Origin of the sequence: Paenibacillus xylanexedens (assembly GCF_007680605.1) — a bacterium.
Taxonomy (GTDB): domain Bacteria; phylum Bacillota; class Bacilli; order Paenibacillales; family Paenibacillaceae; genus Paenibacillus; species Paenibacillus xylanexedens_B.
Genome location: NZ_VEIO01000001.1, coordinates 2,183,953 through 2,201,625, shown reverse-complemented (window position 1 = coordinate 2,201,625; position 17,673 = coordinate 2,183,953). Strand labels below are relative to the sequence as shown.

At 43.8% G+C, this 17,673-nt stretch carries 14 protein-coding genes; 12 read left to right on the top strand and 2 right to left on the bottom strand.

Translation table 11 applies throughout. The features are described from left to right. Positions 1-50: 50 nt before the first annotated feature. Positions 51-956, bottom strand: coding sequence for a LysR family transcriptional regulator (locus tag FS818_RS09680; protein WP_123065806.1), 906 nt, complete (start codon positions 954-956; stop codon positions 51-53). 112 nt (positions 957-1,068) lie between these two features. Here FS818_RS09680 and zwf point away from each other — a divergent pair, with 112 nt between their 5' ends. The 4 genes from zwf (at position 1,069) to FS818_RS09660 (ending at position 6,172) form a co-directional block, all read left to right on the top strand. Further along, complete coding sequence (zwf, locus tag FS818_RS09675) at positions 1,069-2,592, top strand: glucose-6-phosphate dehydrogenase (protein ID WP_145331622.1); 1,524 nt, start codon at positions 1,069-1,071, stop codon at positions 2,590-2,592. Between the two features lie 45 nt (positions 2,593-2,637). Further along, positions 2,638-3,303 (top strand): fructose-6-phosphate aldolase, encoded by a 666-nt coding sequence (gene fsa / locus FS818_RS09670; RefSeq protein WP_090916923.1) that lies wholly within the window; start codon positions 2,638-2,640, stop codon positions 3,301-3,303. A gap of 66 nt (positions 3,304-3,369) precedes the next feature. After that, positions 3,370-4,788: an NADP-dependent phosphogluconate dehydrogenase gene (gene gndA, locus FS818_RS09665; protein ID WP_145331621.1), complete on the top strand. Its 1,419-nt coding sequence runs from the start codon at positions 3,370-3,372 to the stop codon at positions 4,786-4,788. Positions 4,789-5,068: 280 nt separating this feature from the next. Then, a complete protein-coding gene (locus FS818_RS09660) occupies positions 5,069-6,172 on the top strand; it encodes a metallophosphoesterase (protein ID WP_145332831.1) in 1,104 nt (367 codons plus the stop codon). Between the two features lie 72 nt (positions 6,173-6,244). Here FS818_RS09660 and FS818_RS09655 read toward each other — a convergent pair whose 3' ends face one another. After that, a complete protein-coding gene (locus tag FS818_RS09655) occupies positions 6,245-7,261 on the bottom strand; it encodes a hypothetical protein (protein WP_145331620.1) in 1,017 nt (338 codons plus the stop codon). A gap of 268 nt (positions 7,262-7,529) precedes the next feature. On the opposite strand from FS818_RS09655, the gene licT (FS818_RS09650) reads away from it, so the two are divergent. From licT (FS818_RS09650) to FS818_RS09615, 8 genes are all read left to right on the top strand, one after another. Continuing rightward, positions 7,530-8,372 carry a BglG family transcription antiterminator LicT gene (gene licT, locus FS818_RS09650; RefSeq protein ID WP_145331619.1) on the top strand — a complete coding sequence of 281 codons (843 nt, stop codon included), beginning with the start codon at positions 7,530-7,532 and terminating at the stop codon, positions 8,370-8,372. 197 nt (positions 8,373-8,569) lie between these two features. Next, positions 8,570-10,495, top strand: a complete 1,926-nt coding sequence (locus FS818_RS09645) for a beta-glucoside-specific PTS transporter subunit IIABC (protein ID WP_145331618.1) — start codon at positions 8,570-8,572, stop codon at positions 10,493-10,495. A 16-nt stretch (positions 10,496-10,511) separates the two neighbouring features. Continuing rightward, entirely contained in the window at positions 10,512-11,975 is a 1,464-nt protein-coding gene (locus FS818_RS09640) for a glycoside hydrolase family 1 protein (RefSeq protein WP_145331617.1), read from the top strand. A gap of 137 nt (positions 11,976-12,112) precedes the next feature. Then, on the top strand, positions 12,113-12,694 hold the full coding sequence (locus FS818_RS09635; protein ID WP_145331616.1) for a 5' nucleotidase, NT5C type: 582 nt from the start codon (positions 12,113-12,115) through the stop codon (positions 12,692-12,694). 96 nt (positions 12,695-12,790) lie between these two features. Continuing rightward, entirely contained in the window at positions 12,791-13,879 is a 1,089-nt protein-coding gene (locus FS818_RS09630; protein ID WP_145331615.1) for an acyltransferase, read from the top strand. Between the two features lie 186 nt (positions 13,880-14,065). Continuing rightward, complete coding sequence (locus FS818_RS09625) at positions 14,066-14,371, top strand: hypothetical protein (protein WP_145331614.1); 306 nt, start codon at positions 14,066-14,068, stop codon at positions 14,369-14,371. A gap of 155 nt (positions 14,372-14,526) precedes the next feature. Further along, positions 14,527-15,366, top strand: a complete 840-nt coding sequence (gene licT, locus FS818_RS09620) for a BglG family transcription antiterminator LicT (RefSeq protein WP_145331613.1) — start codon at positions 14,527-14,529, stop codon at positions 15,364-15,366. A gap of 343 nt (positions 15,367-15,709) precedes the next feature. Continuing rightward, positions 15,710-17,623, top strand: coding sequence for a beta-glucoside-specific PTS transporter subunit IIABC (locus tag FS818_RS09615; protein ID WP_145331612.1), 1,914 nt, complete (start codon positions 15,710-15,712; stop codon positions 17,621-17,623). The last annotated feature ends 50 nt before the right edge of the window (positions 17,624-17,673 follow it).

Genomic DNA, 17,673 nt, shown 5'->3' with positions numbered 1-17,673 from the left:
GATCCTGCATGCAGGGCCTTGATGCTCTTTATCTTGTTCTCAACGGATGATCATGTTCTCGGGCTGTCCGCCTGCCCTTTGAAAATCAAGTCCATAAAGTGATTCGCAGCCGAAGAGATCGGCATATTCCGTTTCGTCATGATCCCCACATGAGAAGGAGGAAGAGGAACGTCAAGCTGAATCTCGAAGAGAGAGCCTTCTTCCAGCTCTTTGGAGATAAATTCTCGTGTGACATAAGAGATCCCCAAGCCCCGGCGAGCAAATTCAATCAGAAGGTCAACGCTGCCGACCTCGATTTCTGGTTTTAACGTGTAATTATAATGATTGAAAAGTTCCGTAATTGCCATCCGGACCCGGCTGTTCCGGGAAAACAGAATAAGCTCATGTTCAAGCAACTGTTCGAGGGTTAGCACTTTTCCCTTCAGTTGGGCATATCGTTCACCGGCAACAAAACAATCCTTCAGTTGAATGCTCTCACGTACTTCCAGCTGCGGGTCAACGATGGGCATGCGGACAACGCCAAGATCGATTTTGCCTTCTTTCAGAAACGTAATGACCTCCGGCGTCGTTCCATGGCTTAGATGCAGCTTGATGTTAGGGTACTGAATGTGAAACTCCTCCAGATACGATAACATGTAATGTTTGAAGAGGGAGTCGCTACCGCCAATCCGAAGTTCCCCGTTATCCAGATTTTTTAGCGCAGCCATTTTTTCTTCTGCAAGCGAGATGAGAATCTGGGATTGTTCAATATAGGAGTACAGGCTGGCACCCTCCTGAGTTAACGCAACCCCCTTGGAATTTCGATAGAACAAGGTTAGTCCGAAGCTGTCTTCCAACTGTTTGATCGCATGACTGACGCTGGGTTGTGTGATGTAAAGGGCTTTGGCGGCTTGGGTCAGACTGCCTGTTTTGGCAGCCCAGTAAAAGACTTTATATAATTCATAATTTGTTGTCATAGATATCGTCTATAGCTCCTGTGAAATATATTAATTACTTGTATAGCTATAAAACGTATTATAGTGTAACTACAACAAAGAAACCAGAGTTACTTGGAAGGAGCACGGTAAGATGGAACCAACAACAATTGTTTTATTTGGTGCTACTGGAGATTTAGCCAAAAGAAAAATATATCCTGCCCTATATAATCTGTACCTTGAGAAAAAGCTTCCCGAAACCTTCTCCCTGATCGGCATGGGCCGCAGAGAATGGTCGGATGAATTTTTCCAAGCGCAAGTGGAAAAATCTTTGCATGAGTTCTCCAGACGTCAAGGAGATCATGAATCAGTTAAATCATTTGTAAAAGCTTTTCGCTACAGTGTATTGAATATCACACATAAGGAAGATTATATAAAGTTGTTGCAATTGGTTGAGCAAAGAGAGGCTGAACTTGGCATTCCGTCCAATCGCTTGTTTTATCTCTCGGTTGGTCCGGAATTCTTCGAACCGATCGCTGAAAATATTCAGGCAAGCGGGCTTGGTTCAACACAAGGATGGAAACGACTCGTCATTGAGAAGCCATTTGGTCATGATTTGCAGTCGGCTCGCGACCTTAACCGCAAGCTGAGCGAATCATTCACAGAGGAAGAGATTTATCGGATCGACCATTACTTAGGTAAACCGATGGTTCAGAAGCTGGAGACACTTCATCAGAGCAACCCGATTATGAAGGCTCTCTGGAACAACCGTTACATCTCTAACGTGCAAATTACAGCAAATGAGACTGTAGGTGTTGAAGAACGCGCATCCTATTATGATCATGTAGGTGCTGTGCGTGACATGTTCCAGAACCATATGTTGCAATTGCTTATGATGATGGCTATTCAGCTTCCATATAACAGCACTTCCGAAAAAGTGGGCCAGAAGAAAAAACATATTATGGAGTCCATTCAGCCACTGCAGAAACAAACAGTCGGTGCAAGCATCATTCGTGGACAGTACGCTGCAGGTAGCATTCAAGGAAAACCGGTACATGCCTACACAGATGAACCAGGTGTTGCCGAGAACACCATGAATGACACATTTATTGCCGCGAAGCTGCAAATTGATGATTTCTTCTGGAGAGGTGTTCCGTTTTACATCCGTACGGGTAAAAGAATGAAGGAGAAATCAACACGAATCGTGATTGAGTTCAAAGAACCTTCAGGCCAAGGTCACCTGATCAAGAACAACGGTTCGAAACCTAACCTACTTGTTATTGAGATGAGCCCGGATCAAAGCATGACACTGCAACTGAACGCAAGTGATCCTGAGAATAAAGGGGAGTTCAAACCCGTTCATATTGATCTTGCTCCTAATCAGGGAGATCTGGCTGAAGCTTATGAGAACTTGATTCGCGATGCGTTGCATGGTGATCCAACCTTCTTTGCACATTGGGATGAAGTTGAGTTATCCTGGGCTTGGGTGCAACCGATTCTGGATGCATTCAATGAAAACCTGCTACCACTTCATTTATATCCGGCAGGAAGTTACGGACCAGCGGAGTCGGATGCCATGCTTGAGGCGGAAGGTCACCATTGGTGGTTCGACGAACCGAATGAACTGATTTCTGAGCAAGACAGTGATGTGCCGATGGCAGTTAACGGCAACATCTAATTCAAAACAACTTAAAAAATCAAACTAATCGGAGGTTATCTAATCATGAAATTTTTTATCGATACAGCTAACGTGGAAGACATTCAAAAAGCATACAAAATCGGTGTATTGTCTGGTGTAACAACTAACCCTTCCTTGGTAGCCAAAGAAGGCGTGAAATTCGAAGACCGCATCGAAGAAATTCTGAAGCTTGTGCCTGAAGTGGAGTCTGTTTCCGCTGAAGTAACGCCAGATGCGCTGACTGCTGAAGAAATGATTGCTCAAGCGAACGAATTGATCAAAATCAACAACAATGACAAAAACATCACCATTAAATTGCCAATGACGCTTGCGGGTCTGGAGGCTTGCCGTTACTTGACCAAAAAAGGTGTAAAAACAAACGTGACTTTGATTTTCACTGTGAATCAGGCGTTGCTTGCGGCTCGTGCAGGTGCAACATACGTATCTCCATTCTTGGGACGTCTGGACGATATCTCCGAAGACGGCGTACAACTGGTAGCCAAAGTAGCTGAACTGTTCCGCACACATAATCTGGATGCACAGATCATCGCTGCATCCGTGAGACATCCGGATCACGTTACACGTGTAGCGATGGCTGGAGCACATATTGCAACAGTTCCATTTGCAGTCATTGAACAAATCTCCAAACACCCGTTGACAGATCAAGGGATGGAGAAATTTGCAGCAGACTGGAAAAAAACAGTACAATAACAGCGTTACGTGTGGAAAAGGCTTATCAATATATATATATAAATCATGGAGTCTCGGGAGGACATAATGAGTAAACAGCAGATTGGTGTCATTGGACTTGCAGTAATGGGGAAAAACCTGGCTTTTAACATTGAAAGTAAAGGTTTCTCGGTATCGGTATTTAACCGCTCACCGGAGAAAACACATGATCTCTTGAAAGAAGCAGACGGTAAAAACCTGATCGGAACGTTTTCCATCGAAGAGTTCGTAGCTTCTCTGGAATCACCACGCAAAATTCTGATCATGGTACAAGCGGGTAAAGCAACGGATGCGACTATCGAGCAATTGCTTCCTCATTTGGATCAAGGAGATATCATTATCGATGGCGGTAATGCGTACTTCCCTGATACACAGCGTCGTAGCAAAGAGCTGGAAGCCAAAGGTTTCCGTTTCATCGGTGCCGGCGTGTCCGGTGGTGAAGAAGGCGCACTGAAAGGTCCTGCAATTATGCCAGGCGGTCAGGAAAGCGCATATGAGCTTGTAGAACCGATCCTGACGGCAATCTCTGCCAAAGTAGGCGATGATGCGTGCAGTACGTATATCGGGCCTGACGGTGCGGGACACTACGTTAAAATGGTGCATAACGGCATCGAGTATGGTGACATGCAGTTGATTGGTGAAGCATACCACTTGCTAAAATCCGTACTGAACGTTTCCGTAGAAGAATTACATGAAATCTTCACAGAGTGGAACCAAGGTGAACTTGACAGCTATCTGATCGAGATCACAGCGGATATCTTCTCCAAATACGATCCGGAAACAGGCAAACCGATGGTTGATGTCATTCTGGATGCCGCTGGACAAAAAGGAACAGGCAAATGGACAAGCCAGAGCGCGCTGGATCTCGGCGTACCATTGTCCATGATTACGGAATCCGTATTCTCCCGTTTCTTGTCGGCGATGAAAGACGAGCGTATCGCTGCAAGCAAAATTCTGAACGGACCTAAGGCAGAAGCATTCTCCGGTGACAAAAAAGCATTCATCGAGAGCGTGCGCAAAGCGCTGTTCGCAAGTAAAATCGTATCCTACGCTCAAGGTTTCGCACAGATGCGTGCCGCATCCGACGAATATGGCTGGGATCTAAAATACGGCAACATCGCGATGATTTTCCGCGGCGGTTGTATTATCCGTTCGCAGTTCCTGCAAAACATCAAGGAAGCATATGACAAAGATGCAGCCCTGAAAAACTTGCTCCTTGATCCATACTTCAAAAACATCGTGGAATCCTACCAGGATGCATGGCGTGAAGTGGTAGCCGCTGCGGTGAAACAAGGTATTCCGGTACCAGGCTTCTCCAGCGCGTTGTCCTACTACGACAGCTACCGTACAGAGCGTTTGCCAGCAAACTTGCTGCAAGCACAACGTGACTACTTCGGCGCACACACGTTCCAACGTGTGGACAAAGAAGGTTCATTCCACTTCCAATGGATGGATACCAACGAGTAATTTTTAAAATATAAGCACCTCTGCAACAATCCTTTTGAGTCTACTCAGGGGAGGGTTGCGGAGGTGTTTTTTATTTTGGCAAAATTTCTGTATGTATGGTTGATAATAAAGAGGCGGAGACTCTTCAAAATTTATTATCATCAAATTGTAATAAAATGTACGCATCTGGAGTCTGTAAAAGATGCTGAGACACCACCATTTACGTTATACTGGTTCAGACGGAACTGTATCCGTTAAAATTGCAGTATATAACTTTTTGAAGGTGGAGGTCAGGCCAGGCATGTTTGTACTCGTAGGTATTTTGTTTTTGCTCGTATATGGATTATTAGTCTTCTACATAGGCTGGAGCGGCTGGAGTTGGATGAAACCCGTAGTGGCAACCAGATTTCGCTGGTTGTATATCGTAGCACTGGTTTTTCTAGCGGCTTCCTTTATTCTGGCACGCATATTTGGCAATATTTCGTTTCTCGGTGTCATCGGTTCCTATTGGCTGGCGGTTTTCTCGCTATTATTGCTCATCTTACCTGTAGTACACCTGACGTTGTGGCTTCTGCGTTTGACGCGAATTCCTAGACATCACGCTCATAAATGGGCGGGTGTAGTTACGCTGGTTTTACTGATCTCTACAATGGGATACGGAATTTTCAACGCGTACAGTCCAGTCGTCAGACCATATAACATTCAGATTGATAAAAAGGTGGAAGGCATCGACAAGCTGAATATTGTCATGGCTGCGGATATGCATTTTGGATTGTTATCTGGTCCAGCTCATGCGAGACGGATGGTAGAGGAGATCAACGCCCTCAAGCCAGACCTTGTTTTATATCCGGGTGACCTAATCGATGACAATCTGGCGATGTATGAGAAGAGTGGCATTGCCGACATTATTAGTGAAATCAAGGCTCCTTATGGCGTATATGCTTCATTGGGGAACCATGACAAATTTGATGGACCTATTCAGGATCTGATCGCCGCATTGGAAAAAAGCAATATGCAGGTGCTGTATGACGACAAGATCGTACTGGATAACAAAATTACGTTGATCGGACGGAAAGACCGAACGGAAGAAGATCGGGCAGACGTAGCAACGCTTATGCAAAATACAGATCTGAATCAGCCAGTAATCATGCTGGATCATCAGCCGTACGATCTGGATATTGCCGAGAAGAACAAAGTAGATTTAGTCGTATCGGGCCATACCCACCGGGGACAGATTGCACCGGCTCAATTTATAACACAAGCGATCTATGAAAATGATTGGGGTTATCTGCAAAAGGGCTCCATGCACTCGATTGTAACCTCAGGATACGGTTTCTGGGGACCGCCAATCCGGACAAGCAGTCGTTCCGAGATTGTGCAGATTAACGTGACCTTTGCGCAATAAAAAACAGCCCCTTCGTGGTAGAAGGGGCTTCTTTGCTTTCTCCTACAAAGCTTTTTTCTACAAAACGTACCGTTAGTTCCTTACTCCATTCACGGGAATGGCTTCAAACGAATAAAAAGCACCTTTTTTATTGATTTTACCGATGAGGGTGGTGGCTCCTTTTTTTGTAAAGGTGTACTGGTTATCCTGTATACGAACGCTATATCCTTTCAGCTGAAGTCCAAAAATTGATTTTATTTTGGGAGCCGCGGCAGAGAGGGCTTTACTTTTGCTTAGCTTAGGTTTGGCAAAAGATTTTTTGAAATCTGCATCATTGTTCCAGTCCTTGCCGAATTCATTGTCTACCTTCCACACTTTGCCGGTGCTACTTCCAATGTGCACTGAGTTCACACTGCTGTCATCCTTGTAAATCCAGAGCGTATCTTTGTTTTCTTTGGTAAGAAGTGCATAATCAAATGCCTTAACGGATGCAATGCCAAGGGTTTTGAGTGAGTTTCGAGCTTTGTTCGTAAGCGCAGCTCGTGCATCTTTCAGGTTATATTGAATGCTTGCTGACAATTCGTTGTTATGATCCACATCGACGTATAAACTTTGGTCATGTCCCCAGATCACCCAGTAGTTTTTGAGTCCGCTGTCGTTTACATCTTGTTTAACACGCCAGAAGGCATCCGCTTTAAATTTTTTGTCCTTATCAAACGACTTCAGGAACGATTGTATTTTGTTGTACAAAGCTTGATCCATTACTTTGTTAAGATCATCGGCTTTATAAGAGATTAAGGTAGAAGTAACTTTTGCCTTTTTGGAGTTATAATTCTGAGTGACATCAGCCTCGGCTGCGCCAGTTAATGTACTGTTGACAATCCAATCCTCAAATGCAGTGTCAGCCGATGTGAATTGAATGGTTTGCTTTCCAGCCAGTGCCGTGATGGCATCGGTTAATTGTTTCGTCACTTTTTGATCCAGATTCAGCGTATTTGAAACATCCTGAACGACCGAAGTGGGTTTTGATTCTGCCCAAGCGGCAGGAGCCATGGATAATAATAGTGACATCGAAGTGATCGTTGCGGTGATTGAGACCAATTTTTTCAAGGGTTATTCCTCCTGTTACGTTAATGTAATTGTAATTGCATTAGATATTTGTAATTGGATACACTATTAACGTGGATGAAAAGGAAAATGTTGCATACTCTATATTTTTACCTTGTGCTCTTAGTTGACACCGTTTTCAGCTTATGCTAAACTACTTCCGAGGCTTGTTACCGGTAAAGCGGGCAAAACCACAATGGAAATGATTTTTATTATTTCTGTTTTGGTTTTGCCCTTTTTTATGTCTCAAAAAAAACCAGGTGGGTCCATTATGATTATTAAACAGATATTTAATAACAATATCGTCAGCACGGTGGATGACAAAAATCAGGAATTGCTGATCCTCGGCCGGGGTATCGGATTTAAGTTCAAAGCTGGCGATGAGATTGACGAAGAGCGAATTGAAAAGGTGTTTCGTCTTCAGGATACATCGATTTATGAGAAATTCAAATCCATCGTAGCTGAAGTCCCGATTGAAATGCTGCAGGCAACCGATGACATCGTAACGCTGGCACGAACGCAGCTGAGTAAAACGATCAGTGACGGGATTTATGTCTCCTTGTCTGACCACATTCATTTTGCTGTTCAGCGTATGGAGAAGGGAATGATTACGCGCAATCCGCTCTCGTGGGAAGTGCAACATTTCTATAAGGCAGAATACGATGTGGCCAAAGAAGCGTTGACCTTGCTAAAGGAAAGACTGGATATCGAATTCCCTAAAGATGAAATATGTAACATTGCTCTGCATTTCATCAATGCGGAAGTCAACGACTCCATGAATGATGTTACACATCTGATGCAGTTGCTTCAGGAAATTATGAACATTATCAAATATCACTTTAATGTCGAACTGGATGAGGATAGCGTGAACTATTTCCGTTTTATCACACATCTGAAATACTTCTGTCAGCGAGTTATTACTCATTCGACTCATGATGATGCGGAAGAGTATCTGTATGAGGTGGTAAGGAAAAACTATCCGGAGACGTTCAAATGTATCGGCAAAATCGAGACATTTATCCATAAAAACTATCAATACGATATGACTCACTCGGAGCAACTGTACCTTACCCTGCATCTGGAGCGTCTCATGAAAACCAAACGGGAAACGTGACTTTTTCCTAAACGCCATGATGGGTAGCGTCATGAGATTGTGCAGTTTGAGCATCACATATTTCCGTTTCATTTTTAGTTTCATATTCACTGGGCTTGTTACTGTTCAATCAGGCAATACCCGAATGAAAGTATGCAGGTACATCTGCGTATTTTTGTTCGGGTATTTTTTATGGGGAAAATAAGGAGGAAATGAAGATGAAACATCAAGACACGGCACAGCAAATCATCAAAGCCGTTGGTAGAAAAGAAAATATCAACTCCGTGTATCACTGTGTTACTCGGCTGCGCTTTGATCTGAAAAGCAATGAAAAAGTCGACAACGGCGCGCTCAAACAGCTGGATAAAGTAATGGGCACCAACATTTCGGGGGATCAGTTCCAGGTCATTATCGGTAATGACGTGTCCAACGTTTTTGATGCGATGGTGAAGGAAGAACCGTCCATTCAGCAAAACGCAGACAACAAGCAAGCTAAATCGGATAAAAGCAAAAATGTGATCCTGAACATCTTCGAAACGATTGCAGGTGTATTTGCTCCCATGCTTCCGGCCATAACAGCAGCAGGTATGCTAAAAGGCTTACTGGCCCTGTTCGTTTCGCTGGAATGGATGTCCGCTGGAACAGATACGTACCGTATCCTGTCCGCGATTGGTGACGGTGTGTTCCATTACTTGCCACTGCTAATTGCAGTTAGCGCTGCCCGCAAATTTGGAAGTAATCCATTTGTAGCGATTGCACTGGGCACAGCCTTGATGTATCCCGACATGGGAGCCTTGCTCTCCAGCGGAGAAGCAGTGGCGTTTCTCGGCATTCCGGTCACAGCGGTAAGCTATGCTTCATCCGTTATTCCGATTTTGCTGGCGGTATGGTTGATGTCTTATGTTGAAAAATGGGTGGATCGCATGATCCCCGCAGCGCTCAAGCTCTTGCTTGTGCCGCTGATTACGCTTCTGGTCATGGTTCCAGTCACTCTGATTGCGATTGGTCCATTAGGTACATTTGTGGGTAACGGATTGTCCGGTGGCATTAACTGGCTGCTGAACGAAGGTGGCTTGATCGCTGGTATCGTACTGGGCGGTGCCATGGCACTGATTATCATGACAGGTATGCATTATGCGCTTGTACCCATCATTTTGAGTAACATTGCGACACTCGGCTTTGATAAATTCCTGCCTCTGACATTCATCTCTAACATGGGTCAGGCTGGTGCAACTCTTGGTGTATTCTTCCGCGCCAAAGATAAAAAACTCAAAACCGTTGCTCTTTCAACGAGTTTCACGGCTCTGATGGGTGTAACCGAACCGGCGATGTACGGGGTTAACATGAAATATAAAAAGCCATTTGCGGCTGCGATGATCGGTAGTGCAGTAGGTGGAGGTTTCGCCTTGGCTTTTGGCGCCAAAGCCTACGTACTTGCAGGAAATGGTGGACTTCCCGGACTTCCATCTCTTGTTGGACAAACGTTCCTGTATTCCTTCGGGGGCATGATTATTGCATTTGTTGTTGGTACGATTGTCTCGATCCTTTTCGGAATCAAAGAAGAGCAGGGGGATGCCGAGGAATTGGCCAAATTCACGCCAGGTGCGTCTAACGCTAACGTGACAACAGATAAGGCAACTAAAGTCCAAGCAGCTGTTAACGTGGAAGAACCTGGTGCCCCTGCACCAACGGGTGACGCTATCGCTTATGCGCCGATGACAGGCAGATCCATTCCGCTGCAAGAAGTAAACGATCCAACCTTTGGTGATGAATTGATGGGAAAAGGTGTTGCGTTTGTTCCGTCATTGGGTGAACTGGTATCCCCGGTTACAGGCACCGTGATGAATGTATTCAAAACAAAACATGCGATTGTTCTCCGCAGTGATGAGGGTATGGAGCTGCTCATTCATGTTGGGATCAACACGGTGAAGTTGCGTGGGCAACATTTCGAAGCCCATGTAACAACGGGGACTCGCGTAAAAGCTGGTGATTTATTGCTAACCTTTGAACTGGATGAGATTGCCAAGGAATATGACATAACAACCGCCATGGTTGTGACGAATACAGCCGATTATCAAGAGATTACTCCCGTACTGCTGGGAGATATCAAAATGGGTGAGAAGGTTCTAAAAGCGAATCTGTAAACAAGGAGAGATGGATATGAACTATCGGCAAGGTTTTCCCGAAGGTTTTCTGTGGGGCGGCGCTATTGCTGCCAACCAGGCCGAAGGGGCGTTTGATGTCGGCGGTAAGGGATGGTCTACGGCAGACATGGTTCCTTATTTTGAGAAGAAGGACTACACGAATCTGCGGGAATTGATGCATGTCACAACTGCCAAGGTAGAGAAGGCGATGGCACATCACAGTTCGGAAGGTTATCCGAAAAGGTACGGTATTGATTTTTATCACCGTTTCAGAGAAGATATTGCCCTGTTTGCCGAGCTTGGCTTCAAGACATTCCGTCTGTCCATTAACTGGCCGCGTATTTTCCCGAACGGTTATGATGAGCAGCCAAACGAAGAAGGACTTCGTTTTTATGATGAGGTGTTCGCCGAGCTTCGGAAATACAATATTGAGCCACTGGTAACCCTCTCACATTACGAGATGCCAATGTCACTTGTACTCAAATATAACGGTTGGACAAGCCGTGAGGTTATTGGGCATTTTGTGAGATATGCGGAAACCGTCATGACTAGGTACAAGGATAAGGTGAAATACTGGCTGACGTTCAACGAGATCAACACGACGATTATTGAGCCGTTTACAGGTGGTGGCATCATTGAGGATCGGGTGGATAACGTTATGCAGGCGTCCTATCAGGCGCTTCATCATCAGTTTGTAGCCAGTAGTTTGGTGACTGAGAGAGCACGTCAGATTAACCCGGAGTTCCAGATTGGATGTATGCTGGCCCGTATGATCCATTACCCGGCGACGTCCAATCCGGAAGATGTGCTACAAGCTCAAATCGACAATCAACTCAACCTGCTGCATACGGATGTACAAGTTCGCGGCAGTTATCCTGCGTTTATGGCTCGTTACTGGTCAGATCATGGAATTAACGTGGTCGTGGAGCCTGGAGACGAGCAAATATTACGTGAGCACACAGTAGATTTTATCTCATTCAGTTATTATACTTCGCTGGTCTCTGCGGTGAATCCCGAGGATTACGGGGTTACAGGCGGCAACTTGTACAGTACCATCAAAAACCCGAATCTGGAACGCACAGAATGGGGGTGGCAGCTAGATCCGGTTGGACTGCGTATTGCACTGAAGGAGCTGTATGATCGTTATCAATTGCCGTTGTTCGTTGTTGAAAACGGGCTCGGCGCGAAAGATAAGGCAGAGAAGGACGGTACTGTTCAGGATGATTACCGAATCGATTACCTCCGTAAACATATTACACAAATGAAGGAAGCGGTTATGGACGGTGTAGAACTGATGGGATACACGAACTGGGGGGCCATTGATATTATCAGTGCATCTACCTCGGAAATGTCCAAACGTTATGGGGTAATCTACGTGGATCAGGATGATAACGGACAGGGGACATTGAACCGGTATAAGAAAAAAAGCTTTGGCTGGTATAAAAAAGTAATTGCTTCTAACGGTAAGGATCTGGATTGATCCTGATATGAACGTAACGGGCTTTGCTTCGTAGAATGTTGCTACGGAGCAAAGCCTTTTATCATTGTTCCTATGAAAATGAATGACTGAATCCCGGATGAGATGATATACTGTGTTCGTATCAGGGAGGAATGAACATGAGAAAACCGATTATCGCTGTAGATATGGATGACACCATTTGCCAACTGGTGAAGCGGGCCATCTACCATAACAACAGGAGCTTCCCAACACACCTGCTCCAATATGAGGATATGGTCGATTGGGACACAACGCACTTGCGTCACCCTGATAGTACCCATGAGGTGTTTTACGGGCGTCCTGGTCTGTTTGAAGAATTGGAATTATATGACGAGTATGTCGTAGAAGAGATGCAGAAGTTAAACGAAGAATACGATCTCATTATTGTTACAGCAGCGGAACCGAGAACGGTCAATGAGAAGTGGAATTGGCTGCAGATGCATATGCCGTTTATCAAGCTAGAGCAATTTATTACGTGCAAACGAAAAAACTTGCTCACATTCGATCTTTTAATCGATGACGGGCCGCATAACCTGATTCCAGCAATGGAAAGTGGTCGGAAAGTAATCTGCATTCCCCACCCTTGGAACAAAAAACATCGTGAGCAGCATGATTTTCCTCAAATGTCTTCCTGGAAAGAAGCGAAAATATTCATAGATGAACTTCTACATAAATCATTTGTCGAAAACGATAAAAAATAGGATTGTAATCTTTCGGACAGGTGATTAAAATAAGATTTGGAATCTGAATTGCCGGAGACTATCTTTCTATTATCAGACACAAGTGAGGTTACAAGTATGAGTCAACCGGTTAATCGCCCCCGGCGCATAGAGTATCTCGATCTCTATCGTGCTATCGCGATTATGGCAGTTGTAGCGATCCATGCAACATCAACTGCTGTTGCGCATTATCCCAAAAATACATGGGATCATGATCTGTTTTATTTTTGGAATACATTTTTGCAATTTGCAGTTCCGGCTTTTTTGTTTTTATCTTCACTGGTTTTGTTCTATAACTATAGTGCCAAGCTAAACGAGAAGGGCTGGACGGCTTCTTTTTACAAGAAGCGATTATTTTATATATTTGTACCGTACGTTGCTTGGTCTCTAATCTATTTTGTCATCAAAAAGTGGCTGGCTGGCAAAGAACCATTGGAGAGCAGTATGCAGCTTGTCAAACAGCTGGTACAAGGAACGGCACATACTCATTTATACTTTTTTTTGATTATTCTTCAATTTTACATTGTTTTTCCTTGGTTACTTTCCTTAACAAAACACCCTTGGTTTAGACGTTATATGCCATTATACTTTATAGCGGGTCAAGCACTGTTCTATGCCTTGCACTTGCAGTTTCACTTCGAGCGAACAGGCAGTTTGCTTCCGAGTTATCTTATTGTGATTGGGTTTGGAGCCTGGATTGGCCTGAACTTCGAATGGGCGACGAAAAAAATACTTCATTACCGTTATGCACTGATGGTCGCACTAATATGTGGAGCAACGATTTCCATGTATGCCACCGGAACGATTAAAACAACACTGGCAGAATGGCCGATTGTGACCTATGTATTGCTGTTTCTTATTCGAAATATATTTATACTTTCTGCTTGTTTGATGCTCCTGATTCTGAGTGAACGGGTAGGTACAAGAGCACGACGTAAGGAGTATAGAGTATCTCGATTTATGGATTCTTTGGGCACCGTGGCATTTGGCATCTTTTTAATTCATCCTTTGGTTTTACTGTTCTGGAGACGCGAGCTTACTGATGATCTTGCCCGTCACTTCAGTCTCGGAATTGTGTTATCTTACATTGCAGCACTGTTATTCTCTTGGCTCTGTGCTATGGGTCTGCGTCGATTAAAATGGGGATGGGTGCTCATCGGACGATAAATATACGTTCATCACTTTAAATAAAATATGTGAAAAAGTACAAAGAGATTTCAATCCCATTAACAAGGAGATTTGGAAATCTCTTTTTTATTGATTACGAGACAGGTATGATTAGAGAATACCCTTCAAAAGAAATGAATGAAATAAATAGAATGAATATATACTGTGTTAAACAGGAGGAAAAGGATGTACTTTTTAATGCTTTTGTTAGTTGGTGTCGTTTTATGTTTTTGGTTTCCTTACGGCCCCATCATTGTTGGTGGTATCATCTTTGCAGTGGTTATAGATCAATACAGGCAGACGATGTATATGCGTGAAGATATTCAGGCGATCAAGAATCATTTGAAATTAATGAGCAGGGAAGAATCAGAAGATTACGAGGCGGATCAGGAATACAAAGATATAGATCGAATCTCATCCGAGAGAATGGAGGTTATTAATCGTAAGATTGAAGCGGTATTGGAGCGGGACAACAAACATAAAAAAACATAATCCCAATCCAGGCCGTTCGCGTTTTTTAGTTGCATAAAACAGTGAAATGTAATACCATGAACGCACATATAGTTCACATTGAAGAGATAAGGGCATGTCCAGTAACCTTAAGTCGCAGGTATGGTTTGCCTTTTTCTGTATATTGGAGTGATGAAGTGAGAATCGAGAAGGTGTTAAACAATAATGCGGTAGTCGCCATCAAAGATGAACAGGAAGTTATTGTTATTGGCCGGGGTATCGCTTTTCAAAAAAAGACGGGTGATCTGATCTCTGACCAGCATGTTGACAAGATCTTTACTTTACAGAATGAAGATATGCAGGAAAACTTTAAGGCATTAATTTCCAGTATTCCGCTTGAATATATGAAAGTGTCCGAAGAAATTATTGCTTATGCCAAGCTGAAGCTCGGAAAGAAGTTAAACGAGAGCATCTATCTGCATCTGACGGATCACATTCACTTTGCCATCGAGCGCTATCGTAACAATCTTCCAATTCGCAATGGGTTGTTATGGGAGACCAAGCAGTTGTATAAGGACGAGTATGAAGTAGGACTTGAAGCTTTAAATATGATCTGTGATCAATTTGGGGTGCTTTTGCCGGAGGATGAGGCCGGATTTATGGCATTGCATTTTGTGAATGCAGCACTTAACGAAGAGATGCCGAATATCCGTAGCATGACGCAGGTCATGCAGGAGATTCTCACCGTGATCAAATATCACTTCAAAATGGATTTTGACGAGAATGCCTTAAACTATACCCGTTTCGTTACTCATCTAAAATACTTCGCTCAAAGGATGGTTAAAGGGAAGCATTACAAGAGCAACAATGATGACGAACTGTTCCAGATGATTCAAAAAAAATACCCGGACGCATACAAGTGTTCCGTTAAAATCAAAAAATTTATTGAAAGTAACTACACCTATCAACTGACTGACGAAGAAATGATGTATTTAACGATTCATATTGAGAGAGTAGTCAACGCTACCTCTGAGTAATTATTCGGATTAACTTAACAAATAAAAAAGTGCTTGCAAATGTAGTTCAGATGTACTATGATGATTCCAAGAAGTAAGCGCATACATCATCAAACGGATTGTTACTGTTCAATCAGGCAATTCCGCACCGCAAGGTTTAAGGATGAATTAATGTGCTTGCCAAGCAATATTAATCAAATATCAATGTGTACAGCCTTACAGGGTTGCAACCGTTAAGGGCAAAACCTGAATTGCTGAATAACATGACTGATTTCCGGATTTCCGGTACGTTGTGATTGTTCAGTAGTTCAGGTTTTCTTTGTTTCACAGGCATGGGGAGTCTACTTAGAGAGGAAGAATGACAATGAGCAACTACGATCAATTGGCAAAGGACATTCTGTCACGGGTTGGTGGGCCTGAAAATGTAAACAGTGTATTCCATTGTGTAACCAGATTGCGGTTTAAACTAAAAAATGAAAGCGTAGCCAAAACAGAAGAACTGAAAAATATGCCAGGAGTCATCACTGTAATGCAAAGTGGAGGGCAATATCAGGTTGTAATCGGCAATGAAGTGCCGGATGTATATAAAGCAGTGGTTAAAGCGGGCAATTTGTCTGCTGAAGGTCAAGTCGATGCGGATGATGCAGACTCGGGTCCAAAAGGCAATTTGTTTAACCGTTTCGTAGATATGATCTCCGGTGTTTTTACTCCAGTACTCGGGTTGCTTGCGGCGACAGGGATGATCAAAGGTTTCACAGCGATGTTCGTGTCCCTAGGGTGGATTAATAATACGGAAGGTACGTATGCGTTGTTAAACGCTATTGGAGATTGTTTGTTTTACTTCTTCCCGATCTTCCTAGGATACACAGCCATTAAAAAATTCGGCGGAAGCCCGTTCCTGGGTATGGCCATCGGTGCTTCGTTAGTCTATCCGACACTTGCGGGGATCCGCGCTGGTGAGCCGTTATACACATTGTTTACAGGTACCTTGTTTGAATCACCGATTCGGATCGAATTTCTAGGTATACCGGTCATTTTGATGGATTATGCCTCATCCGTTATTCCGATTATCATAGCCACGTTCTTCGCAGTCAAAATTGAACGTTTCTTCAAAAAGGTTATGCCTAAAGTAGTTAGTAATTTCCTGGTTCCATTTTGTACGTTGCTCGTTATTGTACCCCTTACATTTTTGGTTATTGGCCCGGTTGCGACATGGGCAGGTCAACTGTTAGGTGCATTTACATCTTCCATTTACGGACTGAGTCCGTTACTTACAGGTCTTGTAATCGGTGGTTTCTGGCAAGTGTTCGTCTTGTTCGGACTTCATTGGGGACTCGTTCCATTGGTATTCGTTAACCTTGCGACGCTTGGTTATGATTCGATTCTGGCACTTTCTTTTGCAGCGTCCTTTGCTCAGATCGGTGCAGTGCTTGCAGTTATGCTGAAAACGAAAAGCCAAAAGATTAAAACACTCGGTGCACCTGCTTTCATTTCCGGTATCTTCGGTGTTACTGAACCAGCGATTTACGGTGTGACACTGCCACTTAAAAAACCATTTATCATGAGCTGTATTGCTGGTGGTATTGGTGGAGGTATCCTTGGATTGTTCGGAGCAAAAGGCTACATCATTGGCGGTCTTGGGATCTTCGGTTATCCGAGCTATGTAAGTCCTACAGAAGGAATGAATTCCGTATTCTTCTGGGTTGTTGCAGCTACAATTATCGCATTCATTCTTGGTTTCATCCTGACTTATGTTGTGGGTTTCCAAGATCCAGTTGAAAAAACAGCTGCTCCGGCACCTGTACTTGATCCTAACCCTAATAACCGTTATGAAATTGTTAGCCCAATGGCTGGTGAAGTGGTTGAACTGAAAGAAATTAACGATGTTACGTTTGCTGGGGAACATATGGGTAAAGGGATTGCCATTCGTCCAACCAGTGGTAGAGTGGTGTCCCCGATTACAGGCGTTGTGCAAACCGTATATCGTACCAAACACGCAATTGGTCTTGTGACAGATGATGGAGTAGAGATGCTGATTCACATTGGTCAAGATACGGTGCAATTGAAAGGCCAACACTTCACTGCACATGTCAAAGATGGTGACCGTGTCAATGCAGGTGATCTGATCATGGAGTTTGATCTGCAAGCGATTAAAGATGCGGGTTACGAAATCGTGACTCCAGTAATCATCACCAATACTTCCAGTTATCTTGACGTTGTCCCTACCAAAAGCCAGACTGTGAACGAGCAGGATAAACTGCTGACAGTACTCAATTAATACGTGCTTGAACTGATCGAAGCGGATCATAAATACCTATGATGAATAGG